Consider the following 26,152-nt stretch of genomic DNA (forward strand, 5'->3'; position numbering starts at 1 on the left):
TTTTCAACCCGTCTCTCATGTATTGATGAAATCGTAAAAGACTGATTTCATCGAGTTATTACCTTGTAACCTGTTGATTTTGCTTGGTGGACCTTTTACTACTGCGACTTTTTACGAGTTAATCGTGTATTGATTATTTCTAATGACTGTTCTTCAAATATAATTGAAAAGGCCCTTTTTGATCTGACGCAACCTTTACACTTATCCGTATTGAGTTAGCTTCAAGCTGTTTTTTAAGGGTAGCAGCAATAACCGGAACTACTATATTTTCAGTTGCAAAATGTCCTGCATCGATAACGCAATGGCCGTTTGCCTCAGCCCATCTCGCCACACTATGCTTCACCTCGCCGGTGATAAAAACCTGCGCCCCACTGGAAAAAGCCGTCTCGGCGAGATCAGAGCCGCTGCCGCCGCAGACTGCGAACCTATTGATTTTCTCAGGAAATTTTCCGGCTATATTCGCTGCCGGAATCTTTAACACCTCAAGGAGCTGATCAAAAAACACAGCAGCGGGAATCGCTTCCTTAAGTTTGCCTATCCGCCCGAATCCGATGCTGTCTCCCGCGGTGGCCTCAAGGCCCCTGATCTCCTTTCCGGTGACCAGGGGCATTATGTCGATCATCCCCAAGTCTCTTGCCAGAACATCACTCACCCCGCCGGCAACAACATCAAGATTTGTATGACAGCCAATAACCGCCATACGATTATTCAATGCTTTACAAAGAAATCTGCCGATGGATTCATCGGTGCGAACAGCTTTCAATGGTTTGAAAATCAATGGATGATGAGTAATTATTGTATTGGCGCCTGACGCAATTGCCTCATCCAGAAGATCTTCGGTGGGGTCAAGGGCCACGAGTATGCCGCTTACTTCCTGCTCAGGATCACCAACCAGCAACCCGACATTATCCCACGATTCCGCAAGGGTAAAGGCCGCAATGCCGTCAAGGATTGTAAGAATTTCCCTGAGTAAAATACCGGCAGCCATAGGGTGTTTATCCCAAAAAAAATAATAAAAAAAAGGTCCAACCCTTTTGTGGTTGCACCTTTTTTGTTGAAACCCGAGAGAGTTCTCTCAAGTAAATAAATTTTTCACAGAGTTTGTTAATAGTTGGGACAATCAAATGATTTTTCTCTATCACGTTCAGCGAATCTGGTGGGCCTACCTGGACTCGAACCAGGGACCAACCGGTTATGAGCCGGTGGCTCTAGCCAACTGAGCTATAGGCCCAAATTTTATGCTCTTATAAAAAGTCGTAAAAATCAACGGCGATCCAGTATATACGGCTGGTTGCGGTCATGAAACTCGTCAACCAATTACCTTTCACAAGGTTGTCATTTTACTTAGTAAATCCCGGTGATTATATCCTCGATAAAATCTTTGTCAACTGCTTTTTCACTGACCATCTTTCATCCTGACATCTAGATAGGCTTCCTTGTCTCGTTGCAGAACCATTCCTTTGTCCCTATGTTTACAGCATTGTTATTTTCCGTAATGTAAATTTAAATTTCGACACTTTTCTTTTCGTTAATGCGGCATACTGCTAATTTATAGTTATTCGTCATACTTCAACCTTGACCTGAATCAATAAAACAGATTTAATCCAAATCGATGCTCAAGAACCCTTACCATTTGATACCAATCCCCGTAGCTCCCGGTCAATTTCCTATTTACCGGAGCCTAAGAAATCGAATATCAGCAAAAACTAATACTCCATTTAACTTATTTTTCAAGCCACTTTTTCGAAAAAACATACAACTCGCATGATCAACATTTCTCTCATAGTCTCACTGATTTCCGGACTGCTACTAGGCTGCGTCGCAACATGGATTTTCATTCGCTCCGGAATACTTTCCGAATTGCATGCCCACAAGGTTGAATCTGAAGCGGAGCTAATGATTTTAAGAGAACGACTTCAAACCAGAGAGGATCAACTCCGAGAGTTAAAAAACTATGAGCTGAAGATCGATGAAGAAATAGTAAAACTCCGGCTGGAAATCAGTCAGCTCGCCGAACTCAAGACCAAGGCCCAGGAAAAAATTGTCCATCTTGAAAAACTTGAGCCGAAATTAATTGAAAAAGACGAGACCATCTCCGGTTTACAAAATGAAATCCTCCACCTGCGGACCCGGATCGCCGAAATCGAAAGCCGGATGGAGGAAGAACGAAAAGGCGCTCAGGAAAAACTGTCGCTGTTAAACCAGGCAAGGGAAGAACTTTCAAATTCCTTCAAGGCCCTTTCAACGGATATTTTCAAAAACAACAGCCGTTCCTTTCTTGAACTTGCCAAAGAAACCATGGGCAGTTTTCAGGAAAAATCCACAAAAGAAATCGAAATGCGCAAACAGGCCATTGACGAAATGGTCAAGCCGCTCAGCGAATCACTCAAAAAAGTCGACACACAAATCCGTCAGATAGAACAGGCCCGCACCGAGGCATATGCGACACTCACAGAACAGGTGAAATCCATGGCCAAAACCCAGGCGCAGCTTCATAGCGAAACCGCCAATCTCGTCAAATCGCTCAGCGCGCCAACGGTCCGGGGCCGCTGGGGTGAAATACAACTCAGGCGTGTTGTGGAAATGGCCGGCATGGTTGAATACTGTGATTTCATTGAGCAGGAGTCGGTTACCACCGAGGAGCATGGCCGTCTGCGCCCGGACATGGTTATAAAATTACCAGGAGGAAAAAATATTGTGGTGGATTCCAAGGCGGCGCTCATGGCATATCTGGAGGCCCAGGAAGCGCAGGACGACCAGACCCGTCTTAAAAAACTGAAAGAGCACGCCCAACAGGTCAGGACTCATCTGACGCAACTTGCCAGCAAATCCTATTGGCAACAGTTCCATCCGTCGCCTGAATTCGTGGTTCTTTTCCTGCCCGGCGAAAATTTCTTCAGCGCCGCATTGGAACAGGAACCAGAGCTCATCGAATTCGGCGTCGCCCAGAAAGTCATCCTGGCAACGCCAACTACCTTGATCGCCCTCTTACGAGCAGTCTCATACGGCTGGCGGCAGGAAAGGATCACCGAACATGCTTATGCAATCGGTGAACTGGGCAAAACCCTCTATAACCGCATCCACACCCTTGCCAAACATTTCGCAGAAATCCGTACAGGGCTGGACCGGACAGTTTCTTCCTATAATAAGGCGGTGGGCTCCTTTGAAACCCGTGTTCTGGTGACCGCCCGGAAATTTCAAGAGATCGACCCCCATTTACCTGGCAAAATAGAACATCTTAAAATCGTCGAAAAAACAACCCGGCCGCCCCTGGACATTGACAGTCCGGCAGATAATGATGATATTCCGCTTACGGATTAATTTAGCCGGCGCCAATTGTATTCTGTTCAGATTCAAACCGATTAATCCCTGAAATTATTATTATACAAAGTTTTTGTTGCCTGAAATCGACTCCTTTCTTATAATCATCCCTCTTCAAATATATCTCAGGCATAATCATCTTCAACCAGTAACAAAACATCTTATAACTGTTTAATTTATTATATATGCACTAGACTGGCATATTCATTAATAAGCAAAAGGGGTTACAATGAAACTTGGAATTAACGGACTCGGTCGTATCGGTAAACTTTCACTCTGGCATCATGTCGGTCGCAAGCATTTCTCGGAGATTATCGTCAATACCGGAAGGGAAGTCGGGACCGGAATACAAGACATAGCCGCCTCAATTGAACGGGACAGTACGTATGGACGCTTAAGCGCTTATTTATATGGAAGCTGCAAGGATTCCCGGGCAATAGAAAACCTCAATGAAGCCGAAGGCTCAATGGTAATCAATGGTGTTCCGGTAAAAATCCTCAGGGAATCAAGAAACCCGGCTGATATAAAATGGAAGGACAACGATGTCCGCCTGGTTGTGGACACCACCGGAGTTTTCAACGATCCCACCGCCGACGCCAATGCACCGCGTGGTGCCTTGCGGGGTCATCTTCAGGCCGGTGCAGAAAAAGCCATTTTATCAGCGCCGTTCAAAATCAAGGATAAAGGCCTGAACATGCCAGAAGATGCAGTGACTACCGTCATGGGTATCAACGATGAGGATTATAATCCATCCAAGCACCTACTGGTCTCGGCAGCATCGTGCACAACCACTTGTCTTTCCTATATGATCAAGCCGTTGCTTGATCATATAGGCGCGGAAAATTTCTTAAGCGCCTCAATGGTCACCGTCCATGCTGCAACCGGCAGCCAGCAGGTTCTTGACCGACTACCCAACGCCGGCGCAACCGATCTCAGAAAGAGCAGGAGCATCCTGAACAATATCATCCTGACCACAACCGGCGCAGCCCGCGCCCTGCCGCTGGTCATCCCTGAAATGAAAACCATCGGCTTTATTGCTGAATCCGTGCGTATTCCCACAACCACCGGCTCACTTATCGTCCTTGTTCTTAACCTGCAGGACGACCTTGACAACCCGATAAAACGCAACAGGGTCAATGATATTTACAAAGAATACGCAGCTTCCTCAAAATATCTGGTTTACACTGAAGAACAGAATGTTTCCTCGGACATTATCGGCATGCCGTTTGCCGCGGCAGTGATTGAAGGCACTGAAACCCACACCCGTACCGCATCAATAAAGGTAAATCTCGAAAAGCTGAAAGCCATCGGCTGCAGCGACAGCTCAAGAACTCTGGAAGTTCCCATTACCCAGGCGGTGATTTACGGTTGGTATGATAATGAGCTGGGCAGTTACACCAACATGCTGGCTGATCGGACCGTTTCGGTTGCCGAACAGATGATTTGATGGTTGAAAAATGGGTCATCTCGCCAATGACTTCTGGTGATATTGAAGGGGTATACGAAATAGAACAACACACTCTATCCTCTTGGAGCAGAGGACAGCTGGAGATTGAACAGGCCCATCCCCTCGGCTGGCATTATATTGCTAAAGACCCTCTGGAAAGTCAGATACTGGGATTTATTTTTGGTCGCACCGTTATTGATGAAGCAGAGATTCTCAAACTTGCCGTGCATGAAAATTTCCGCCGACAGGGCATAGCCGGCGAATTGATTGGTTCTTCCATGGCGCAACTTAATGCATCCGGGATCAAGAAATGTTTTCTGGAATTACGCTCAAAAAATATACCCGCAAAAAATCTTTATGAAAAAAAAGGATTTATTACGACTGGTATACGAAAAAACTACTATAATCATCCCATTGATGATGCAATAATGATGGCAATACATTTATCTTAACGCTTTAATTTTTTTTACGCAGGGAGACAGCTTTGAAAAATATACGCGATCTGGATATAGCGGGAAAACGTCTGCTTATCCGGGTAGACTTTAACGTCCCGCTTGACACCCAGGGCAATATCACCGATGACACGAGAATCAGGGGGGTTTTACCCACCATCAATCACGCCCTTGACGAGCACGCAAAGGTAATTATCTGCTCCCATCTGGGACGCCCGAAAGGCGAAAGACAGGAAAAATTCAGCCTGGCACCGGTGGCAAAACGTTTGTCCCGGTTGCTTTCCAAGGATGTGATACTTGCTCCCGATTGTATCGGATCAGAAACCAAAAAACTTGTGGATCAGATGGAACAGGGCGATGTGATCATCCTGGAGAATCTGCGGTTTCACAAGGAAGAACAGGAAAATGACCCCAACTTTGCAAAGCAATTATCTGAAATGGCTGATATTTTTATAAATGATGCCTTTGCCGTTGCACACCGCGCTCATGCATCCGTAGTCGGAGTCACCGAATATTTCGATGACTGCGCAGCCGGTTTTCTCCTGCAAAAAGAAATGGATTATTTTCACAGATCCATGGGGGATCCCATGCGGCCGCTGGTTGCCATTATCGGCGGCGCAAAGGTTTCGAGCAAGCTCGGTGCCCTGCGCAACCTCATAGATAAAGTCGACAAAATGATTATCGGCGGCGCCATGGCCAATACTTTTCTTAAAAGCATCGGCTTTGATGTGGGTGCCTCAAAAATCGAGGAAGACCTGATCGACACCGCCAAAGAGCTTCATGAAAAAGCCATCAGGCAAGGGGTAAAGCTTTATCTGCCAGTGGATTGTATCGTTGCGGATAAATTCGACCCCAGGGCTGAAACCAAACGCACAACCGTGCAGGAAGTTCCGAATCACTGGATGATCCTTGATATCGGCCCGGCAACAACTCTGCTCTTTTCAGAGGCCCTTGAAAATGCCAAGACCATCATCTGGAACGGCCCCATGGGCGCTTTTGAGATGGATGCATTTTCGCGGGGCACCATGGCAATGGTTCAAAGCGTTGCAGCATCGCATGCATTGACCATAGTCGGCGGCGGCGACACCGATGTTGCCGTGCATAAAGCCGGTGAATCGAATAATATCTCCTATATGTCCACCGGCGGCGGCGCCTTTCTCATGCTCATGGAAGGCAAGGAGCTTCCGGGTGTTACGGCCCTTGACGCCAAAGGGTGATTCAATAATTTTTAAAGTAAGAAAAGGATATGCCAAATTTGATAGCAACAATAATAACTGTGAAAATTATATAAAAAATAAGGTCATACACTCCCGAAAGAATTCGTATGACCTTATCAAGGGAAACTGAGAACTCTCATTGATGTTACAGCATCAACAAAAGTTGTTTCAGTTACCCCTTCCCCATTGAGGCTTCTCTACCATTTTGAGATGGAAAATATTTTTATCATATCAAGATGAAAAAGCAAGGTTCATTCTGGTAATCGATTAAAATATTTCTTTCCTCCACTTGAGATGCCTCTTCCCCTCAACCTGAACCAGAAGGAGGAGGCTATGGAAGATTTTATTTGGCGGGCAATACAAGATCATGGACTTATGGGGGCGATAATCGGTGGAATTCTTTTCTTGGTCTATAAAGGAATAATTTACATCGAAATAATCATCGGTCCAAAACCAAAGAGATAAATCTTCAAAGGAGCTTATTATGCCCCGCAGACCTCTCATTGCCGGAAACTGGAAGATGCACACAAGTATCGCGGAGGCCAAGGAACTTGCTCAGACAATTGCCAGAGCGAGCGCTGATGTGAGTGACCGGGATGTAATGATTGCTCCTCCCTTCACTCATCTTGCTGCGGTGGCGGATGTCCTTGCGGGCTCGAAGGTTATTCTCGCTTCACAGAATATCTGCTGGGAGGAAAAAGGCGCTTTCACCGGCGAAATATCTCCGGTGATGCTCAAAGAATTCGGCTGCAGCATGGCGCTGGTCGGTCATTCCGAGCGCCGGCATGTTTTCGGTGAAACAGACAGCATCATTAATAAAAGAATAACAGGAGCCCTTAAATTCGGCATCACCCCCATTCTCTGTGTTGGGGAAACAATAGAAGAGAGAGAAGGCGGTAAAACCTTTGGAGTCCTTGAAACCCAAACCAAGAAAGGCTTATTGAATGCCGAAATCACCAATGCCGATCGGATAGTAGTTGCCTATGAACCGGTCTGGGCTATCGGCACAGGTAAAACAGCAACCGTTGAGCAGGCCCAGGAAGCTCATGCTTTCTTGAGAAAACTCCTGTCTGAACTGTTTGAGAAAAATATTGCTAGCCAAATAAGAATATTGTATGGTGGCAGCGTCAATCCGGACAATGTAGATCTTTTGATGAACCAGGAAGATATTGACGGGGCGCTCGTCGGTGGAGCGGCACTGAAGGCAGATTCTTTTTCAAGGATCATACATTTTAATTAACATATTGAAATAACTTAAAAAAATTACAAATGACCCTAATACTTACAATTATCCATATCATCGTCTGCTTTTTCCTGATTGTAATAGTGCTGTTGCAGCATGGCAAAGGCGCTGATATAGGAGCGACGTTCGGCGGTTCAGGACAGGGGGTATTCGGTACAGAAGGCCCTTTGCCTCTGCTGAACAAGATCACCACTAGCGCTGCGGTTATCTTTATGATGACTTCGATATCCCTTGCCTACCTTTCCTCGCACAGGGATTCCGGCTCAGTCATGACTGAAATACAACAGGCAGCTCCTCCCATTGAGGCTCCGCTGGCGACTCCTGCTGAAAAACAAGGGCCGGTTACGATTCCGATGCCTACTGCGGATGCGGAAAATACAGGCGCTGCACCTGCTCAGTTTCCCGTTGAATCCTCATCGCATTAAACGAACTCAGGAGTGGCTCAACGAATAATTGTCAGTCAGTATAATGACAATTCATAAATAGTGAAAAACAAAATTGTCGGACTCGCAGAAAGCACTCGTCGGACGCGTATTCCGCCTTTAACTTATAGAAATTATTGGAGACGATAATTCAGTAACCGACTTTTTTACGAGAGTATCAAAATTGTTGCCGAAGTGGTGGAACTGGTAGACACGCTATCTTGAGGGGGTAGTGACCTACGGTCGTGCGAGTTCGATTCTCGCCTTCGGCACCATTTTTTTAAAAGGGGCTTTAATCTTAAATGATTACAGCCCCTTTTCTTTTGTGGATATGGAAAAATCAGGCATACTACAAAAAAACACAACAATCAAATACAGGGAAAAAGAGGGTAAATCACCTGAGTCAATACTGTCTCCATGCCCTGCAGTGCATCTCAGTCTGATTAAATTTTAATTTTCACGATGTGCCCAACATATTTCCCTTAACTAGTCAGGTTTGTTGAGTGTATACATAGAGTGCAAGGCTTAATCCAGAGGACGAATCTGCCAAAGTAAAAAAACAGGAAATTAATGATGCGAACTCCGACGATTGACATCAAAGAATCCGACAAAATATTCTCAACCCCAAAACGTTTGATCGGCGACTTCAGCTTTGACGAAAAAACAGCCTCTGTTTTTGATGACATGCTGGTCCGTTCCGTGCCTTTCTATCTTGAAATGCAGCGAATGCTGGCTGAACTTACCAACGATTTTGCGGTTAAAGGAACCAATGTATACGACATGGGCTGTTCCACCGGAACGACCCTCATCCTCCTGGACCAGATTCTTGCCAAGGGAGTCCGACTGGTTGGCTATGATTATTCCGGGGACATGCTGGTTAAGGCCCGCGAAAAGATGGACAAACACGGCATGCAGCACGAGTTCAATCTCCTGCAGGCTGACTTCAACAAGGATGTCCATATCGAAAACGCTTCGGTAATAATCATGAATCTGACCCTGCAGTTTGTGCGCCCCCTGCAGCGGGAGAGCCTTATCAAACAGATCGCCAAAGGCGTCAACGCCAATGGTTGCATTATCCTCATCGAAAAGGTTCTGAGCCAGGATTCGCTGCTTAACCGCTACTTCATTAAATATTATTACGATTTCAAGGAAGCCAATGGCTACAGTAAGCTCGAGATCAGCCAGAAACGTGAAGCCCTGGAAAATGTTCTTATCCCCTACCGGATCCAGGAAAATACCGAACTCCTGCTCAATAATGGTTTTGACCACTGCGAGATCTTTTTCAAGTGGTACAATTTTTGCGGCTATATTGCCAGAAAGGGTGCAAAATGACTTTTTTTTAATCCCTTCATGCCAGCCTCCGCAATTTTGTATTCCGGTGGTGGGCCTACATGAGTCCCCTTATCTTAATTGTACTGCTTTTCACCTTCCGGCCCCAAATCATCATTAAATGAGAGGGGTACCTATATGATTACCTGGATTGGTTCTAATTACGCTTCTGAGGCAAAGACTGCGAATTTTCACCATAGAAAAGGATGAGCCAGTTTAGTTTAACCAACAGTATACGAAACCGAAGGGTTTTCAGTTTCTTTCTGATTGCAAACGCTCCAAATAAATTCATGCCAGACTCGGATAAATGGGGTATACTTTTTATTTGTTGGTATGTTAAACTTGATGGTACTTCATGGGATAATTGATTCCATGTGGAGAATGATTTCTTGAAATTTTGCCACCCTACCTATTTTTTTTCTCTCCTTCTGCCCCTGCTAGTCGTTTTATTCCTCTTTGACTTACAACAATCCTCTGCCAGAGATAATGCAATGGATCCTGAATCCATCAGTATACGCGCTAATGCTGAGGACCCGGCAGCGCAATACCTCCTCGGCGAGATGTATCTTTCAGGAAATGGTGTTGAAAAAAATATCCTCGAAACAACCAAGTGGTGGTCAAGGGCCGCCCACCATGGACACGTCCAGGCCCAGTATGATCTCGGTTCTCTGTACAGTAAAGGCAATGGAGTTAAGCAGGATTACGCCACAGCGGTCAAATGGTGGACTAAGGCAGCGGAACAAGGAAACATCAACGCCCAGTACGATCTTGGGATCTATTATTGTATAGGCAAAGGCGTTCAGCACAAGGATGAACAAGCTTCAAAACTGTTCGCCATGGGAGAAGGAAGGCCGTTGGATTACAGCTTGGCCGCCAAATGGTGGGGGAAAGCCGCAGACCAGGACCACACCCCTTCACAATTCAATTTAGGCACGCTCTATTTCAATGGCACCGGAGTCAGCCGTGATTTTGCCAAGGCTGCAGACCTCTGGACCCAGGCCGCTGAAAAAGGATATGCCGAGGCTCAATATAATCTCGGCGATATGTATGCGCGGGGATTCGGCAGAAAACAGAACTATGAAACAGCAACATCATGGTGGGAAAAAGCCGCAATGCAGGGTCATTGCAGGGCGCAGTTCCTGCTTTCGCAGATGTATTTTATCGGCAAAGGCGTGGATCACGATATTATCGCGGCATATGCCTGGGTAAACCATGCGGTCAAGGATGGAGAATCCGAGATAGTGGCCTGGAGAAACTCCATGAGTGAATCCCTGACCCGCGATCAAATCCTTGAAAGCAAAAAACTCTATCTGGAAATTCTCAAAAACATGAGCAGCAAAGGGAATGAACAGGAAAAGCAAGTGCATTCCCCGTAGTGCTGAGTCTTTGCTTTCCTGCCCGCAGGGAGTTTCATTAATTAACCAGACAAAGATTATTGGCCTTCTTATCCTCTCTCGCCCAAAAATCGTTTATATTTCGGTTGACTGACACAAGGTTTATACGCTATAAATAAAATGATTTAAATAAGTTGCATCAGTTACAATCGTATTTAAATCACCTTGTAACTATTGCTTTACATATCTCAAAATCCAATACCCCTTATGCACTCATTTGAATTGAAAAGTTGTGCTGAAATCCAGGAAGAGAATTAGTTGAATTCTCAAAAAGTTATACTGGTTATTCTTATGTGGACAATCGGGTTACAGCGATAGGTTCTATTATGATTATCATATCCGGAAAAACTATCCCTTTAAGAAAACGTATTTTCACGAAACTTCCCTTTTACTTTCTTCACTTGCTGCTTACCCTCTCCGCCGGTGCACTGCTGATCTCAGCAGGTTGCGGCGGTTCCAGCACGGAAATGAAACGAACGCTTGTTCTGGACAAAGACGATGCGCCACCTCAAGCCGTACATAAACCTGAAGCAAAACCCGCTCCCGTGTCGCCGGCTATGCAGGGAATTTCAAAGACTTTTGAAAAAGCTTCACTTGTTGCGCAACCAGGCTATCAGGCACTTGCTGAACAGCTGGATAATCAGGAAAAAAAGAAAGGCGTAAAACTCTTTCGAAACACTGACAACGCGTATCAACTTTTCTCCTCTAACTCCCCAACAAAATTTACTATTTCCGACAAATCCGGAACCTGTCTCTTTGAAGTAGAAATTCCCGTTGCAGATCCTCAAAACGGTATTGGCAAAAAAGAGGAAATGCTTATCACTTCAGGCCCATGCGGCTTAAAAATTCCCGACGTTGATAAAAGAGTTGAAGCCCTGGTCAAAACCATGGCAAATGATTTTTATGCTTCCCTGATGGAAGTCCTTAACAGCCAGGAAGTTTCCGAAAACTGCACTGGAGCGGATTTCCTTAAAAAGACCCTTCTTAAGAATTACCCTTTTGACCTCAAGGTCGAAGGAAACGATCTTGAAGGATATATCGCCGGCATCGGCTATGAAATCGTTAACTCCTTGGATATTGCCTTCGGCGACGTGGTTTTTTTCTCTCCCGGCAAAGACAATAAAGTGGTCGGCCTTTATGCAGGTTACGGCCTGGTTGTCTATAATAAAGGATGCCAGGCAGTAGTGCATCGTTTGGCTGGAAATTATCGTTACCGCTTTTATAGAATTCTCACCGGCTATGCCTGGACTAATTACCAACTGCCCGGGGCCAATGTTCTTCAGGAGATGATCGAGAATCCCCGATGAGTGACAAAAATCCCGATCAACTGGAAACACCTCAACAAATACCCCTTCCTCTCAATGAACTTACCGACGAGGAAAGTGCTGACATTTTTTTCTCCTTTGATATTACCGCACTTGCCTTTCTCTGGGAACACGAAGCGGTCGGCATCAGCAATCTTTCTCTGACCAGAATTCATAAGAAAGAAGAGCAGGGAGACCTTCAGGGAATATTTGGGATCCTTCTTCAATTTTTCCGGGAAATTTTTTCCAACCCCACAACCTACGGATATATAATCCTGGCAGCTCTGCTCGTCATGCTCGCCACCAATATCGGCGACATCCAGCATAAAATCCAGGAAACCATGACTCAGATGCTTGCGCCGGAGCTTGATGCTCCAAAGCCGCCGCCACCCGCGCCAAAAGCCCTGCAGGCCAAACCAAAACCCCCAAAAGAAGAAGCTCCAAAACCCAAAGAGCCGCTCAAACTGGAAAAGCCCAAACCAATCAAGAAAGCAATTCCCCCCCAGGAACCTCCAAAGGTTAAACAAAGGCGCCTCGATCCTCCGGAGGCCCCAAAGCTCGATTCTCTTCAAAAGAAAAAGTTAATGCGCGAGGAACAGACGCCGCTTACCAAAATACAAACCAATAAACGAAACGAACTTGCCAACAAAGAGATGAATAAGCTTGAAACTTCCACTGCAAGGCGATCTGACGATGCCCCGATGACTAATCTCGGCACCGTGCAGCGCCGGGCGGTTGATTCTGAGGCTGCTTCCGGGTTCAAAGTTCAGGCAAGAAGCGATTCAGATGGTCCTGGAGACCTGCCGGCCTCCTTTGCAACAACCACACCAAAAAGAGGAATCAGTGACGAAATCCCCACAACTTCAAGTCTCTCCACCCTGGGCACGAAACCACGGATTGCAAGACCAGAAGATGAGGAAATAGTGGAAGCTGCCGCCCTGACAATTAATGTTGCTCAGCGTGAGGCCGAAGATGAAATCAACCTGGATGATATAATTCCATTATTAGAAAAGAGTGGACCTGCTGACTTCATACTTGAAGAAAAATTCCAAGGAAGATTGCAAAAAATGGATAATATTGGCCCGTTAGCTCATTTAAATGCCAATTGTTATGGAATCCCTGATAAAAAAGTTATAAGATACCGGAACTATATTTTCAGATGCTCAAAGAATCAAATTATGGAAGCCTGGAAACAAATCAATAACTGACCTTGGATCCTGAAGGAAATGACAATGTATGTTTTCATAAAACCAAAGAGAAAAAAGTTACCGCCAATGAGTCGCTTCATCTGTATTCTGCTGCTGATTCTCTTTACAACTCCTGCACATGCTCTTGATGTCTCCAAATTCAGGGAGAAATATCTCGCAGAAGATTTTGAAGGACTTGCTGCCCTCTGCAGTCAAAAGGAAAAGGAAATTGAAAAGGATGAATATATTGACCGGCTCCTTTTCTACTGCGGCGAGGCAAAATTCAACCTCTACCAAAAAGGCGGCCCCCCCGCCCTCCTTGATGAGGCAATTGACTCCCTTCAATGGTCCGTACATACGTATTATCTCCCTTCAACTGCTTTTGCACTTGGCAAAGCCCATTTTGCATCGATTAATGATAAAATGAGCAACGAAGAACGTCTCGCCCGCCAGAAACTCGCGCTCGGTGAAATGTGGGACGCAATTATTAAAAAGCATGCTCAGGAAGATTTTCGCAAAGATATCTTGTCTGACCAGATCATGAGCTGGACCATTACTTATTACAAGGCCCTTATTGACGGACTCACCAAGGGCGATAAGACCTCTGTCGGCTGGCTTACCGCAAAGACCCGCATGATTGCCGACCGGTACGCCGATGTTGTCCCTGCAAATGCTGAAAATAAAACCCGGCAGGGTAATATTGAAACGGTTTCCGCTTGGATGAAAGACCTGTATCAGTCGACTTATTTTGACGGTAACTCGGTAACCGGTATTTACAAATTCATGGGAGACCGGGCAAAGGAAGAATACGACCAGACCGAAGCGACAGAAGACAAATTTGTTCAATCCCTTGAGCATTACAAAAAGGGACTTTCACTTGCCGGAAGCCTGAAGGCAAAGTCTGTACTCAAAGAAAAAATCAGTGATCTCACCCAATGGATCATCAGTGAGGACAAGGAAAAGAAAATTTCCTATTACAGCATGGGATACCAGCATGCAAGCGACGCGCTGAAACTTCTCGGATCCCGGGGCAGGAACATTGAAGGCCCGACATACAATTTTGAGCCAGACACCGATAAACTCATCGAGATGATCGAGGTCAATTATGGCCGTAATCTCTCGGGGTTGCTTTATTTCCTTTGGGAAAAAAAGGACCACCATGGTGTGGTTGACCTGCGGCAAGGGCTCCTTACCGCTGATTTTGACTGGAAGACAAAACTCCATGACCTGCTGAGAGTTGCTGATTCCTCATCAAAAATCGCCCGTTCAGAATTTGGCCTTCCGAAGACTCGAAGCAGCCTGACAAATTACAATAAATATAAAGGGCTTTGCCTTACAACGGCCTATCGGGCTTTCCACCATATTACCTATAAATATGAATCCCGCGACCCTGCCTACCGCGAGGACTTTTGTACCACCCTTGACACATACAGTGCTTTTCTTTTAGGTTTCGGTGAAATTACCTGGGCTGGACAGATCACACGATTATACGGACCACTTTGTGCGGAAAAATCCTCGGATACTAGTAAGCAACAATCCGCTAAGGAGGGTAAATAATGACTAGGAAAACTTTACTTAAGGGCATTCAACTTGTCATCGCCTATGTTCTATTTGCCGTGTTTGCCGGGTCCGCTCTTGCAGGAGACACTACGACACCGCCGATTGATTCACTGCTTCGCGACAAAATCCTCTGGACCATGTCTGATATCACTCGACTTGTCGAGGAAATCAGAAGACTTGAAGATCCATGGGCCAAACGTCTGCTGATTGAAGAAGTCGAAAACATCCTCTACAAAGAAATTGAATTCCCTTTCTACATTCATACCATCGGCCAGGAAACGGCCAATGCAGTTAATGTGGCATCTGGGCAAAACCACGAAACATCAAATTTATCAGAACTCTTTGCAAAAACATATGCACTTGCAGGCATTGCCAGAGCCTATGAAGGAAATGCCATTGCTGCGGAAGATTATATCGATAAGGCAAAAAAAGTCTTTCCCGACATACAGACACTCACCCTTAAAATTGACAGTTTTCAAAACCCCCGTACAGTTCAGGAATGGATTGAAGAAGCCAATCTCGCTTTAGGTGAATCTCCCTATGTCAAGGTTACCTTCCATAGCAAAATGGGCACCCCATCAGTAACTGTCCTTGAGAAACTTCAACCGGAAACGGTTAAATTCAGTACAGATCGAATGGAGATGGAATATCCATTATATGTTGCTGAGAGTGATTTTCTGAAAGGTATTCAAGGCAAAATCAGCTCTATCGTACCAACAGACATCTTCAGCATCTATCTGCCTGCAGGAAAATATCAGCTCCTTGTAAACCTCCAGGAGGTTTACACAAGTACCATCCAGGTGTATCCCGATCCAACAAGGAACCACCTGCTCATCGAGGGAATAAAAGAGGGTATAACCGTTTATCCTTCGCCGGCATTCCAAGGATTAACACAATAATCATTTAACACAGCGTCAGGAATTAAAGGGGGCCAGATTCTACAATGGCTATCAAAATCAGCTTATTCAAAACCAACCAGTTGAACATTTGGGTAATCCTCTTCTGTACCGTAGGATTAACAATTTTTAGCCTTTACAAAGGGGATATACTGGATTCTCAATACCTGGCTTCATTTATTGTGCCTTTGGTGCACAGGATGAGTCTTTTGACCATGTTTGTCCTCTATACCACGGCAATAATTCTTGTGGTGAACTGGATTTATTACAGTGTATTCAAGCTGACCAGGTCGCGTTATTACGATCCTGTTCAACGATCAAAATTGATTCACGTGTTAAAAGATCCTTCAATACAAGGCAACTTTGAAGAATTTCAAAAAAAGTCTGCAAAACTCGTGACCGGGTATTCCAACTACCTGAGTGAAATTATCGGCGCCATCATACCCAATGCGATTAAACAGCCATTTATGCTCGAACAATATTTCCGGGCAAAAGTAGAAAACATCAACGATAAATACATCGACGGCATCAACACCATCAACCTGTTTTCAAACATTGCGCCGATCGTCGGTTTTTTCGGGACCCTGCTCGGTCTGATCCAGGCTTTCCGAGAATCCTCCAATACCATGCTTGCTCAAGGCCAGATGACCCCTGAAAGCTTTGCCGCACTGCAGGCATCCATTATGATCGCGATTATCACCAGTCTTGCCGGCGTCAGCCTTAAAATCATCGGCTCGATCATGCGCCACCACCTTGTTTCCAAAATGGGCATGATCGGTGAGGAAATCGCATCGATTCCCATTGAAGTTTTATACAAAGATTTCGGCAGAAGACAACATGACTTCGAAAAATGATCCAGCTCTTTCACTAATTATGGTTGATGGGCTTATAAAAAGTACATCGTACCGCTTTAGGAGGCTAAGTAAAAAGTTGATATACAAGAAGTAACGGTGCCGCGAAAGCGGAGGCATACACATGGTATGTCGAGCATTTCGCGAACCCGGCTACGACGCAGTAGAGCAAATTTTTACGACGCCATCAAGGTTAGCCATCCATGAGACGATTGATTGAAGAAGAAGAACTGAATCTCCAGGATCTCATTTTTATTCTGCTTTTTTTCTTTGTTATTTCACAAACCCTTATTGTATTCAAGGTACAGAAAGATATTATTGTACCTCCCAAGGTCGATAAAAACCCTGACCTTGTTGTGAACAAAGAAAACAATGAAATAATCACCGTAATTATCGATGAGCTGTCCGGAGTATCAATTCTTGCCGGTGAAAAGAAAAAACACGTCCTTACCGGCTTTAATATCAATGCCCCTGACGCAACTTACGCCGACTATTATGATCCGGTTAAAGGCAAAGAACTTTTTCTGCCCACTGAAGAATCCCAGGCCTACCGGAAACTTATCCTCGATATCAAGGAATACAAAAGTGCGAACAGGTTCAAAATGCCCAGGGTGGGTCTTATTGCCGACCACCGAGCCCGTTACGGAACAATTTTCCAGGTAAATGTTGCGATCCAGGAACTGATCAAAGAAAACGTTATTGACCCTACGGTTAAGTGGAAGGTTTTCGTCGATAAGAAAGAAACCCCTCCTCCTGAATTTTAATCAAACATTCACCGCAACTCGGAGTCTTGCTTTCCTCCTTTGTGAAGCTTCAATCCGTAAGAGTCTTTACCAAACAAAAAAAGGCGGGTGCAATAATAATTGCATCCGCCTTTTTTTGTAAAAACAATATGTAATTCTTTTAGACCGTCAGATCATCACGAACAACCTTTCTTGGACCACCGTGACCGGCAGTGCTCCAATCTCGAATCGGAGCAACACGGAGCATATCCTCTTTCTTGCCGGTACGTTCCAGGCGGTCATGGATAGACTGCCAGATACAGTTCACATCGGGATTAATTTCGCAACGGCCGCCCTGGGACCCGCCGCAGGGGCCGTTCATCAGGCTCTTGGCACAACGAGCAACAGGACAAAGCCCACCAGTTAAATGCAGAATGCAGTTGCCGCAACCGGCGCATTGTTCGGACCAGACCCCCTGTTCGGCTGAACCGCCCAAAAAACTTGTATTTACACCGGGATAAACAATTGTCTCCGGTCTCAGATTTGCTATAAAATTCACACCAACGCCGCATGCCATTGAAACAATGGCATCATACTTGCCTTTCCAGTTATCAAGGCCATCGATGTATTCCTTGTCACACTGTCTTACCAGAGCACCGTCAGTAACTTCTACCGTTCTGCCTTGTTTGTTGGCGCCAAGACGAATCAGCGAAGCCAGTATCTCTACTTCACGTTCCCCGCCGGCAGAGCAAACCGTCACACAGCCCTTGCAGCCAAGGACAAGGACGCGCTTGACATCCTTAACCATTTCCATAATCTCATTTATCGGCTTACGTTCAGCAATGATCATTTCTTTCCTCCCTTCAGGGGACTGGGGCCCATTTCTTTAATCCTCCGGTCCATTTCCTGGGCGGCTGCAACAAATTCCGGATGAAAACCTCTTTCAAGGTGATACATTTCTACACGATCGGCTTCCACATCCAATTCCGTAAGGGCTTTCCTAACCGCGCCAACACGTTTTGCAGCTCGCTGACTTCCCATGAGATTATGGCATTTATCTTCCGGACAGCCAACGACATAGACACCGTCAGCTCCATCTTCAAAAGCCTTTAAAATGGCACTTACCTGTAGTTTACCGGAACAAACCAGTCTTTCGATTGCTACGCTTTTGGGAAAACCTTCACGGTTTAAACCTTCATCTCCTTCAGCACAGATCTGCTGGGAGGTATAATGACAACAAAAAGCACGAATATTTGGAGTAAAGTCACTCATTGGCATCTCCGTTTTCAACGTCCGCTGCCGCAGGCGGCAATCAGACGCTCATCTTCAGACTCATTTAAGTTAATTGCTTGTGCAGGACATTCCGCGACACAGATCCCGCATCCCCTGCAGTCTATTGGATCAATAGCCGCCAACCCCTTAACATCTATCTCAGGAACTCTCCAGGGGCAGACTCTGACGCAGGTAAGACAGGACACACATTTGTCCCTGTCCACCGATGCCGCTTTTCCTTTGTCAACGAGATCCTGTACGGTGATATACGCTTCTTTCAATGCCATTTGACGAAGGGCTGCCATGATCTCGGCAAACCTGACATCCTGGGGACAGACAAAAACACAGCTGCGGCATTTAGAGCAGAACCAAAGCAGATCTGAGGCAAGTATTTTATCCTTGAGTCCCATGCGGACCATGTGGATAATTTTTCTCGGATCAAAATCATGTATCGCCTGACTCACGGGGCAAATACCACTACAGGCGCCACAGGAAAAACATCGATTCAAGTACTCGCCGCCCGGTAAAGCGGTTACTTCAGCACTGAATGCTGAATTTATTTCTTTGCTGGTGATTCCCATATACTTCCTCTTTTAAAAAATATTTTCTCCGCCTAAATCCATTGCAACCTGGCTGGCAGTAACTGGGTCAACGTTGAAACGATAGTTATACCACAAGGGATGAACCTGCAGAGGAAAGCCTATACATGCCTTTGAAAAATCTAGAGCGGGCTTGGCTGATCCTGATTGATTCGACCCTGAATGCTACCCAAAACAAGTCCATTTGTCAATATTCTGAGCAATTACTTGTACGAAAAACTCTTACAGATTGCTTGTACGATTTCAACCCGCTTAAACCAGAAAACGGAACTCCCCTTTGCCGAGTAAATCCTGAAGATGAAGAATGCCGACCAGCGAACCCTTATCATCTTTCACCGGCAATACCGTCACCTCATGTTGCTGCATGATGCTTAAGGCATCCGCAGCCAGCTTATCCTGATTAATACACTTGGGATTGCGGGTCATGACCTCGCTTACTTCAACTTTTATCAAGGCATTATGCTTGATAAACTGACGCCGGACATCTCCATCAGTAAGTATTCCCACCAGCTTGCCCGGAGCTGAGACAACCAGAACCGCCCCGAGGTTCTTGTCATTCATAACCTGAATCGCCTCGGAAAACATTGATTTTTCATGAACAACCGGAATGAAATCATCAATGATCATCACCTCGCTCACACTGACTTTGAGACGTTCACCAAGACTGCCGCCGGGATGATTCCTCCTGAAGTCACTGGCCTTGAACTTTTTCTTCTGCAGCAGAACAACCGCAAGGGCATCGCCCATGGCAAGGGACGCAGTAGTGCTTGCAGTGGGCGCCAACCCCAGAGGACATGCTTCTCGTGGAACAGCGATATCCAGTACCGCATCGGCAAGTTGCGCAAGATTTGATTCTGTATTGCCGGTCATGGCGATAATTTTTGTGCCACGGCTCCTGAGACTTGAGAGTAATAAATTCAGTTCAGCGGTTTCACCACTGTATGAAATCGCCAGCACCACATCGCGAGGATCCACTACCCCAAGATCGCCGTGCATTGCTTCAACCGGATGCAGAAAAAAAGATGAGGTGCCGGTGCTGTTCAAAGTCGCGGCAATCTTCTGGCCGATTATGCCGGATTTGCCGATCCCGGAGATGATTACCCGGGAGGGGCATTCCATAATGAGGCTTATGGCTTTTTCAAAATCACTGCCGATCTTATCGACAAGTGAAAAAAGCCCTTCGGCCTCAATTCTTAAGACTTCTTTTGCTTGAGTTATATCCATGTCACACAAATATCTGATAGAGTCTTTTACCGGATGAAAATGCAAAGTTGCGGCTCAGGTATCGCCGCATCCCAAAGCAAGCTTATGGAATTCCAGGTCCGGCTGCACTGGATAATCCCCGTTAAAACATGCCAGACAGAATGTGTCTTTATTCATGCCGGTTGCCTTCACCATACCTTCAAGACTGAGGTAATAAAGCGTATCAAGGTCAAGAAAACGCCTGATATCCTCAATTGTCTTCGATGCCGCAATCAGTTCACCGCCGGTGGGAAAATCTATGCCATAAAAACACGGATGCCTGGTGGGCGGACAGCTGATCAGCATATGAATTTCCTTGACGCCCACTTCACGAAGAGAGCGAACCCTGCTGCGACCGGTGGTGCCCCTGATAATGGAATCCTCAATAATAACCACTCGTTTATCCTTGAGAAACGAACGTACCGGGTTCAGTTTTACTTTTACAGAAAAATCACGCATGGACTGGGTCGGCTGAATAAATGTCCGTCCCACATAATGATTACGGATCATTCCCATTTCCAGAGGAATACCCGAGGCCTGAGAATAACCGATAGCTGCGTAATTGCCTGAATCGGGAAAGGGCATGACAAAATCCGCATCCAGCTTGCATTCTTCAGCAAGAATTTCGCCCATTCTTTTTCGGCTTTCATAAACGTTGATACCAAAAATATCACTGTCAGGACGCGCAAAATATACATGTTCAAAAATACAGAAGCTATGCCGCCCTTCCTTGGGAAGATACAAAGATCTCGGCCCATCTGCATCAATTATCAAGATTTCCCCGGGCTCTACGTCTCGAATGTACTGGGCCTCAACAAGATCCAAAGCGCAGGTTTCCGAAGCAACGATGTAGGCGCCGCCATTGATTCTACCAAGGCAGAGGGGCCGGAATCCCTGAGGATCTCTGATGGCGATAAGCTTATCCTTGGTCATCAGCAGAATAGAGTAAGCCCCCTTAATCTGCTTGAAGGTTTCAACAACAGCCTTTTCCAGACCCATGGCTGAAAAACGGGCCATGAGGTGCATGACAACCTCGCTGTCCATTGTTGAATGAAAAATGGAACCCTTCTTTTCGAGATCATCACGCAATTGTCGGATATTGACCAGATTGCCGTTATGGGCAACGGCCATGCAGCTTCCCATATGGGTTGCGGTAAACGGCTGTGCATTCCCAACCACTGAAGCGCCGGTGGTAGAGTATCGGACATGACCAACTGCCAAATGCCCGATTAGTTTCTGCAGATCATCTTCGCTGAAAACTTCCGGCACAAGTCCCATTTCCTTGTGCTGAGTCATTTTATTACCGTCTGAAGTAACAATCCCGGCGCTCTCCTGCCCCCGGTGTTGTAAGGCGTAAAGGCCAAAATAAGTTAATTTTGCCGCATCGTTATGACCGAAAATACCGCAGATGCCGCATTCTTCCCGGGGCCGGTCTGATATTTCACCCTGAGTCATAAAAAAATCCTCATTGTAATTTTCCAATCTTAACAACTCATCCCGACAGTAAGTATTAAAAGCAGAAAGACGGAAAATGATATTTGCGCTAGAAAAAAAGAAGGAAATATACCCTTTTTTGATACGGATTAAAATGTTTTTTTCACTTCTCCCAAACCCGCTTTCCTGCCCATACCTTTGCACCTGAATACAGGAAGTGCTTCACAGTCCTGCCAGCAGGGTATTTGTTCACTGCCAACTGGTATAAATCTTGAATGATATCAACAGTAAACAAAACAAACCTCGGTTATCCCTTCAAAGACACAAAAAAAGAACCCATGGGAGACGCCGGGAGGCCAACAAAAAATTCATGATAACAAGTAGTTAAGAAAAAAATCAACCATGAACAGACAAAAAAATAGCTGAACTAACTCCCTGACAGACTGACAACTCTTGACATAAAATGGCCAAAAAATGTCACTGGATTTAAAAAAACCACCACATTGCAGGCAGTTAAAAGAAAACAAAGCCAGGAAGACTCAGACGGTTTGAGAAAAGTGGATGCCATAAAACAAGGAGACGACCATGGGACAGAGAGTCTATCAACAACAGGAATATCATTCAGACAAAGCAGCTGCACTTAATACACTGGGTATTGACTTTGCGGAGCTCTTCGCAAGACGCGGCTGGAATCTTTACAAGGTTGACGAACCGGTCACAGGCCTTGAGGCCTTGCAAGATATTATCCGGCAAGGAAAGGCCTTTCCCGCAATTAAATACCAGCGTTACATCCTCCTTCCCGACACCGATACCCCGGATAATCCTGCGCATATCTTTTATCTGATGCAAAGCGGTTTGATCCGATATCCTTTTTTTGTCGATATCCAGGAAGATGATGAAAACGGTACACCGGTTGCCCGGGCTGAAGGTGCTTATCTTATTGATTCGGTGATGATGACAGAAGACGAAGTGATTATCCAGGTTGATGTTCGCGCCATGATCTCTATGGGCCTCTGGGTTCCTGAAAAAGTGCTTGGATTGAACAATCCGTGCATCTCCTTTGATATTCTGGATATGTATTACAAGATAATCCAGATAACAAAGGCCTATCGTCAACCTTGTTCTGAAGCAGCGTGATCCCTTCCCTGGTAATAATTCAACCAGGAAGAGGTAGCATTTAACGACCAGTTTCGTGGGGGGACAAAACCATCCTTCATCGTCTGTTCCCTGCCGCACCCTAATAGCCTTTCATATAAACGTACGTAGAAACATCTTTTCACGCCGGGAAAGACCTCGCACCAACCATCCCGGCTGCCGCCGCAGGGTCCGTTCAACAGGTATTTAGCGCATCCTGACTGGGGGCATAAATATCCAAGATCATGCAAGGCGCAATCACCGCAATTCCTGCATTCAAACGCGAGAAATTTCAATAGATGCTCAAACCGTACCCAGGCCGGAGCCATCCTGCCCATGCCCAATGTTTCACAGGTGCTCTTCATCGGCATGTATAATAGCCCCTTTTTCTCGAACATCAGATCATGAAACAGTTTTGCCAATGTATATGCAATGCTGCAGGGGGCCTTTTCTTTGTGCTCAACCGCCAGTTGATCGCTATTGAGCCCGGTCTGATGATCTTTTTGAAAATAATAACAACCGGCCTCATACCAGTAGGACATTTCTGAAACAAGACTCTTCCAATCCGGATAGTACGCCTCAGCTTCATTCAGGACGAAATCAATATCCGCAAAAGTCAAACCCGGGCCACCGATATGAGCGCCGTTATATCCCAAGCCCCGCAGGACACACAATAATTTTGCCGCACGGACCAATCTTGCCTTCCGCCCCTTATCCGGCGACTTACTCTCGCCAATTATCTGTTCATAAAGTTTTTCGGTAATTATGCATCCGGGAATCCCTCCTTTATACATAATTTCCGTAACCGCCAGATTTGGAATAAAGACATTACCGATCAGGGGCAGGTTAAGATTGTTCTGCTTCATGTACAGAAGAATTTCTTGAAACTTCCGGGCATCGAAACCTACCTGGGTGATGACATAATCTGCGCCTGCCGCAGCTTTGCGGTGCAGTTTGTAATATTGCGGTATAAGCTCAGACCTCAGGCGTTTGAATGGTGAGACGGCAACACCATTGAAAAAAGACGTCGGCTTTATATGGCAGTTTTTCGGCTTCTGATTGCGTTCGCTGAAAAGGCCTTTATTCAGTCGGGATATAAGATCAAGGGCATGAACCGAACCGAGGTCGAATACCGGCTTAGGAAACCCTTTATACCCGGCTTGTGGATAATCCCCGGTAATAACCAGCAGATTACGCATCTCCTCCCGGTCCCAGCCAAAAAGCAGACTTTCCATCTGATTGCGGTTCTTATCCTTGCATGAGAAATGGATAATCACCTCAAGCCCCATGGCCTTTATTTCAATGCCTAAAACCTCAGGCGAAAGCGCCGAATGACCGCCGGCATTTTCAGTAATACTCACAGCCCGGATCCGTCCATCCAGAGCAATTTCTTTAGCAAGGGCAATGGTTCGCGCATGTTCCTTGCTCCGACCGCCTCTGCTTGGGACCAGCTCAAAGGTCAGGGTAAAATCATCAGGATCACGAAGATAATCGGCAAAAGTCGATTTGTTTTTTGTAGTCATAATCTGGATAACACACAGCCTTCCGGAGAATTACAGATTTTTTTTGTCAAACAAAACTACATACTATCAATTTATCATGATAATCTCTGGGTATCACAATCAATTTTCATGATAAATGCTTGATCATCATGACACATCTCGAGTATGCATAAAAGGCAATTATGCTGAATATGGATCAAATTCCTGGAGAATCATAAAGTCCTTCAGGCTGAAAAACCATGGGCAAAGGTTTTCACTTTCTCGCAGTTTTCGCCTTCAAACGATGCCTGCGACAATCCTACACGAATAAATAAATACACCTGATCACATACCATGGAACTACTTCTAATCATTATTTTTTGTGCATACCTTGCCGTACAGCTCTTCGAAAATATATTTTCCTACATAAATCTACATTACCAGGCGCGGCATGGCGGAAATGTCCCGCAGGGTTTTGAAGACAGGGTCGATGTCGAAACGCTGAAAAAAATGCGGGACTACACTGCCGCACATACCAGAGTTGATTTTGTCGCATCCTTTTTTGACACAGCGATTACGGTATTTTTTATCTTCGGAGGTCTGCTGAACTGGTACAATAACTGGATTACCGGGAACCACTGGTCTTTCATGGTCTCCGGCGCTCTTTTCTTCCTGTTGATCAGCTACGGAGAAATATTTCTCAAACTCCCTTTCAGCCTCTATAACACCTTTCACGTCGAACAAAAATTCGGATTCAACACCCAGACCATCGTTCTCTGGCTGGTTGATCTGCTTAAATCACTGCTCCTTTCATCTGTTCTTTACGGAATCCTGCTCTTCAGCGGTTTCTGGATCATTGAGAATTCCCCCCAATACTGGTGGCTGATCCTCTGGGCTTTCCTCTGCCTTTTCAGCGTCTTTATGATGTATATTTCCCCATACGTCATCGAACCGCTGTTCAACAAATTCTCACCGATCAAAAATGAAACTCTGGAAATTAAAATCAAGGAATTGATGAAAAAGGCGGGAATTTCCATCACCAAAGTGCTGACCATGGATGCCTCCAAACGAAGCACCCACAGCAACGCCTATTTTACCGGCATCGGCCATGTCAAAAGGATCATACTTTTTGATACATTGCTTGAAAACAATAGCGATGAGGAGTTATTGGCAATTCTTGCCCATGAAGCAGGACATTGGAAAAAGAAACATATCCTTAAAAGACTCTTACTCATGGAAGGGCTTGCGCTTCTGGGCTTTTTTGTTGCTTATCAGCTCATAAAAAGCGATGCAATCACCACCCTTTTCAACATCGACCATCCGACCATTCATGTCAAATTACTGCTGGTGGGTTTTGTTGGTTCGCTGGTTCTTTTCCCCATAAAGCCTCTGGGAAGCCTTTATTCGCGGATTCATGAAAAAGAGGCCGATGACTTCGCCGTATCCTTGACAGGATCGCCTGCGGCCCTGGCGACCGCCCTGGTGAAACTCGGCGAAGAAAACCTTTCAAACCTGCATCCCCATCCCTGGTATGCGGCATTTTATTACAGCCACCCGCCCCTTCCGGAACGCGTCAAAAATCTATATGCCATGGCAACTGATCAGATTGTTTAGACTGTAGCCGACAGCCAATCGAACTGGATAA

At 45.6% G+C, this 26,152-nt stretch carries 23 protein-coding genes and 2 tRNA genes; 17 read left to right on the forward strand and 8 right to left on the reverse strand.

Annotated elements, in window-relative coordinates; translation table 11 throughout:
• Positions 1 to 139: 139 nt before the first annotated feature.
• The gene (locus tag KKE17_15435; protein ID MBU1711392.1) at positions 140 to 988 is read right to left on the reverse strand and encodes a Nif3-like dinuclear metal center hexameric protein; all 849 of its coding nucleotides are present in this window, start codon (positions 986 to 988) and stop codon (positions 140 to 142) included.
• 166 nt (positions 989 to 1,154) lie between these two features.
• Positions 1,155 to 1,231, reverse strand: a tRNA-Ile gene (locus tag KKE17_15440).
• A gap of 665 nt (positions 1,232 to 1,896) precedes the next feature.
• Between KKE17_15440 and rmuC the strand changes: the two genes are divergently transcribed.
• The 15 genes from rmuC (at position 1,897) to KKE17_15515 (ending at position 17,387) form a co-directional block, all read left to right on the forward strand.
• Positions 1,897 to 3,321 carry a DNA recombination protein RmuC gene (gene rmuC, locus KKE17_15445; GenBank protein MBU1711393.1) on the forward strand — a complete coding sequence of 475 codons (1,425 nt, stop codon included), beginning with the start codon at positions 1,897 to 1,899 and terminating at the stop codon, positions 3,319 to 3,321.
• A gap of 229 nt (positions 3,322 to 3,550) precedes the next feature.
• Positions 3,551 to 4,768, forward strand: coding sequence for a glyceraldehyde-3-phosphate dehydrogenase (locus KKE17_15450; protein ID MBU1711394.1), 1,218 nt, complete (start codon positions 3,551 to 3,553; stop codon positions 4,766 to 4,768).
• Positions 4,765 to 5,220: a ribosomal protein S18-alanine N-acetyltransferase gene (gene rimI, locus KKE17_15455; protein MBU1711395.1), complete on the forward strand. Its 456-nt coding sequence runs from the start codon at positions 4,765 to 4,767 to the stop codon at positions 5,218 to 5,220. The genes KKE17_15450 and rimI overlap by 4 nt, the downstream gene beginning before the upstream one ends.
• Positions 5,221 to 5,252: 32 nt before the next feature.
• Positions 5,253 to 6,437 carry a phosphoglycerate kinase gene (locus tag KKE17_15460; protein MBU1711396.1) on the forward strand — a complete coding sequence of 395 codons (1,185 nt, stop codon included), beginning with the start codon at positions 5,253 to 5,255 and terminating at the stop codon, positions 6,435 to 6,437.
• 484 nt (positions 6,438 to 6,921) lie between these two features.
• Positions 6,922 to 7,677 (forward strand): triose-phosphate isomerase, encoded by a 756-nt coding sequence (gene tpiA, locus KKE17_15465; protein MBU1711397.1) that lies wholly within the window; start codon positions 6,922 to 6,924, stop codon positions 7,675 to 7,677.
• Between the two features lie 29 nt (positions 7,678 to 7,706).
• Positions 7,707 to 8,105 carry a preprotein translocase subunit SecG gene (secG, locus tag KKE17_15470; GenBank protein MBU1711398.1) on the forward strand — a complete coding sequence of 133 codons (399 nt, stop codon included), beginning with the start codon at positions 7,707 to 7,709 and terminating at the stop codon, positions 8,103 to 8,105.
• A gap of 186 nt (positions 8,106 to 8,291) precedes the next feature.
• Positions 8,292 to 8,377, forward strand: a tRNA-Leu gene (locus KKE17_15475).
• 295 nt (positions 8,378 to 8,672) lie between these two features.
• A complete protein-coding gene (gene cmoA / locus KKE17_15480; protein ID MBU1711399.1) occupies positions 8,673 to 9,434 on the forward strand; it encodes a carboxy-S-adenosyl-L-methionine synthase CmoA in 762 nt (253 codons plus the stop codon).
• 488 nt (positions 9,435 to 9,922) lie between these two features.
• Positions 9,923 to 10,807 (forward strand): sel1 repeat family protein, encoded by an 885-nt coding sequence (locus tag KKE17_15485; protein ID MBU1711400.1) that lies wholly within the window; start codon positions 9,923 to 9,925, stop codon positions 10,805 to 10,807.
• A gap of 344 nt (positions 10,808 to 11,151) precedes the next feature.
• Complete coding sequence (locus KKE17_15490) at positions 11,152 to 12,132, forward strand: hypothetical protein (protein MBU1711401.1); 981 nt, start codon at positions 11,152 to 11,154, stop codon at positions 12,130 to 12,132.
• A complete protein-coding gene (locus KKE17_15495; GenBank protein ID MBU1711402.1) occupies positions 12,129 to 13,337 on the forward strand; it encodes a hypothetical protein in 1,209 nt (402 codons plus the stop codon). Before KKE17_15490 ends, KKE17_15495 begins: the two co-directional genes overlap by 4 nt.
• Positions 13,338 to 13,403: 66 nt before the next feature.
• A complete protein-coding gene (locus tag KKE17_15500) occupies positions 13,404 to 14,873 on the forward strand; it encodes a hypothetical protein (GenBank protein ID MBU1711403.1) in 1,470 nt (489 codons plus the stop codon).
• On the forward strand, positions 14,873 to 15,775 hold the full coding sequence (locus KKE17_15505) for a hypothetical protein (GenBank protein ID MBU1711404.1): 903 nt from the start codon (positions 14,873 to 14,875) through the stop codon (positions 15,773 to 15,775). The genes KKE17_15500 and KKE17_15505 overlap by 1 nt, the downstream gene beginning before the upstream one ends.
• 206 nt (positions 15,776 to 15,981) lie before the next feature.
• Positions 15,982 to 16,626 (forward strand): MotA/TolQ/ExbB proton channel family protein, encoded by a 645-nt coding sequence (locus tag KKE17_15510; protein ID MBU1711405.1) that lies wholly within the window; start codon positions 15,982 to 15,984, stop codon positions 16,624 to 16,626.
• A 200-nt stretch (positions 16,627 to 16,826) separates the two neighbouring features.
• Positions 16,827 to 17,387, forward strand: a complete 561-nt coding sequence (locus KKE17_15515; GenBank protein MBU1711406.1) for a biopolymer transporter ExbD — start codon at positions 16,827 to 16,829, stop codon at positions 17,385 to 17,387.
• 139 nt (positions 17,388 to 17,526) lie between these two features.
• Here the strand turns inward: KKE17_15515 and KKE17_15520 are convergent, their stop codons facing one another.
• From KKE17_15520 to KKE17_15540, 5 genes are all read right to left on the reverse strand, one after another.
• A complete protein-coding gene (locus KKE17_15520) occupies positions 17,527 to 18,195 on the reverse strand; it encodes a methylenetetrahydrofolate reductase C-terminal domain-containing protein (GenBank protein MBU1711407.1) in 669 nt (222 codons plus the stop codon).
• Positions 18,192 to 18,617 carry a hydrogenase iron-sulfur subunit gene (locus tag KKE17_15525; protein ID MBU1711408.1) on the reverse strand — a complete coding sequence of 142 codons (426 nt, stop codon included), beginning with the start codon at positions 18,615 to 18,617 and terminating at the stop codon, positions 18,192 to 18,194. Before KKE17_15525 ends, KKE17_15520 begins: the two co-directional genes overlap by 4 nt.
• A gap of 14 nt (positions 18,618 to 18,631) precedes the next feature.
• On the reverse strand, positions 18,632 to 19,198 hold the full coding sequence (locus KKE17_15530; protein MBU1711409.1) for a 4Fe-4S dicluster domain-containing protein: 567 nt from the start codon (positions 19,196 to 19,198) through the stop codon (positions 18,632 to 18,634).
• A gap of 270 nt (positions 19,199 to 19,468) precedes the next feature.
• Positions 19,469 to 20,440, reverse strand: coding sequence for a KpsF/GutQ family sugar-phosphate isomerase (locus tag KKE17_15535; protein MBU1711410.1), 972 nt, complete (start codon positions 20,438 to 20,440; stop codon positions 19,469 to 19,471).
• 54 nt (positions 20,441 to 20,494) lie between these two features.
• Entirely contained in the window at positions 20,495 to 21,913 is a 1,419-nt protein-coding gene (locus tag KKE17_15540; GenBank protein MBU1711411.1) for an amidophosphoribosyltransferase, read from the reverse strand.
• Positions 21,914 to 22,477: 564 nt separating this feature from the next.
• On the opposite strand from KKE17_15540, the gene KKE17_15545 reads away from it, so the two are divergent.
• A complete protein-coding gene (locus KKE17_15545) occupies positions 22,478 to 23,029 on the forward strand; it encodes a hypothetical protein (protein ID MBU1711412.1) in 552 nt (183 codons plus the stop codon).
• Here the strand turns inward: KKE17_15545 and KKE17_15550 are convergent.
• The gene (locus KKE17_15550) at positions 23,005 to 24,549 is read right to left on the reverse strand and encodes a methylenetetrahydrofolate reductase C-terminal domain-containing protein (GenBank protein ID MBU1711413.1); all 1,545 of its coding nucleotides are present in this window, start codon (positions 24,547 to 24,549) and stop codon (positions 23,005 to 23,007) included. The two genes, KKE17_15545 and KKE17_15550, sit on opposite strands and share 25 nt — an antisense overlap.
• A 312-nt stretch (positions 24,550 to 24,861) precedes the next feature.
• Between KKE17_15550 and KKE17_15555 the strand changes: the two genes are divergently transcribed.
• Entirely contained in the window at positions 24,862 to 26,121 is a 1,260-nt protein-coding gene (locus tag KKE17_15555; GenBank protein MBU1711414.1) for a M48 family metallopeptidase, read from the forward strand.
• Positions 26,122 to 26,152 lie beyond the last annotated feature (31 nt).

The sequence above is a fragment of the Pseudomonadota bacterium genome (assembly GCA_018823135.1).
Lineage (GTDB): Bacteria > Desulfobacterota > Desulfobulbia > Desulfobulbales > CALZHT01 > JAHJJF01.